A 1,028-nucleotide genomic window follows, 5' to 3' on the forward strand; every position below is an offset into this window, starting at 1 on the left:
TTCCTGCGCCACCGTCATGATGTTCTGCCAATTGATCGGCAGCTCCTCCGACAGGTCGTGCAGATTCATCTTCATCGTCGTCGCGCGAGCGGACAGTTTCTTGATCTCGGCCTTCAGCGTGTCGATGTCGGACATGCGTTCTCGCTCTCGCGTTAGAGGTTGGCGACGTCGGGATATTTGCGGATCATCTCGCTGCCGGCGGCGACCAGCTTGTCGCCCTCCTCGGCCAGCTTGCCGAGGTTATCGAAGCCGAAGCGATGAACGTCGCGCATGTGCTTGTTGATGACGATCAACCGCCCGGCGCTGAGGATCAGCCGACCGAAGCCCTCATGGTGCATCTTCATCATCGGCGACACCATGATTCTGGTCTCGCGTTCGATCGACAGCGCCACCGCGGCGTAGAACAGTTCGAGCCGCCACAGCGTCTCCGGATCCGGATCGCCCATGATCGGGATCTCGCGGCGCTTGGCCTTGTCGACGATGAACGGCTCCAGCAGCTTCAGATCGGACTTGCCCTCCCAGACACCGTGGGTGTCCTGAGCGCGGAGCTGCTTGACCAGTTCCTTGACGAACAGCGAGTCGAGCGCGGCGTCGGGCGCAGTGGTGGCTTCGGTCATGTCAGGCCTCGTCGGCAAAATCGAACGTGCGCTCTTCACCCTTCATCAGCGCCTTGCGCAGCCACGGCGGCGGCACGCCGCGCAGCACGCCCTGCAGCTTGGTGATCAGATCGGTGATCAGCTCCGGCTGCGCCAGCTTCAGCGGGTGGACCTGAGCGGCGACGACCCGCGCCGCGCCCGAGCCGCCGATCGCCGTGCAGTACATGATGGCGCAATCCCGGATCGCGTCGATCTTGGCGACCAGCTTGTCCTCGTTGCCGTCTTCCTTTTCCTCGGCGAACTGCACCGCTTCGATAAAGCGATAATCGTCGGCGGTGACTTCGTAGATCGCGATGTTCCGGGCCCAGCCGAAATGCGCATCGACGCGCGCAAGGTCCGGGGTGGCAAAGGCGACTTTCATGCCGGTTCTCC

3 protein-coding genes are annotated in these 1,028 nt (G+C 62.8%); all 3 read right to left on the reverse strand.

Annotation, left to right across the window (positions count from 1 at the left end; all coding sequences use genetic code 11):
* Positions 1 to 135, reverse strand: a 135-nt coding sequence (locus DYI24_RS27080; RefSeq protein WP_164574515.1) for a CCE_0567 family metalloprotein, incomplete at its 3' end; no start/stop codon positions are given.
* A 17-nt stretch (positions 136 to 152) separates the two neighbouring features.
* Positions 153 to 617, reverse strand: coding sequence for a NifX-associated nitrogen fixation protein (locus tag DYI24_RS27085; protein WP_164574516.1), 465 nt, complete (start codon positions 615 to 617; stop codon positions 153 to 155).
* Position 618: 1 nt separating this feature from the next.
* Positions 619 to 1,017: a nitrogen fixation protein NifX gene (nifX, locus tag DYI24_RS27090; RefSeq protein WP_164574517.1), complete on the reverse strand. Its 399-nt coding sequence runs from the start codon at positions 1,015 to 1,017 to the stop codon at positions 619 to 621.
* Between the last annotated feature and the right edge of the window lie 11 nt (positions 1,018 to 1,028).

Origin of the sequence: Rhodopseudomonas sp. BR0C11 (assembly GCF_010820945.1) — a bacterium.
Taxonomy (GTDB): Bacteria; Pseudomonadota; Alphaproteobacteria; order Rhizobiales; family Xanthobacteraceae; genus Rhodopseudomonas; species Rhodopseudomonas palustris_H.

Coding starts and splice junctions, on each gene's coding strand:
- DYI24_RS27085 (WP_164574516.1), bottom strand. CDS start 617: ATGACCGAAGCCACCACTGCGCCCGACGCCGCGCTCGACTCGCTGTTC.
- nifX (WP_164574517.1), bottom strand. CDS start 1,017: ATGAAAGTCGCCTTTGCCACCCCGGACCTTGCGCGCGTCGATGCGCAT.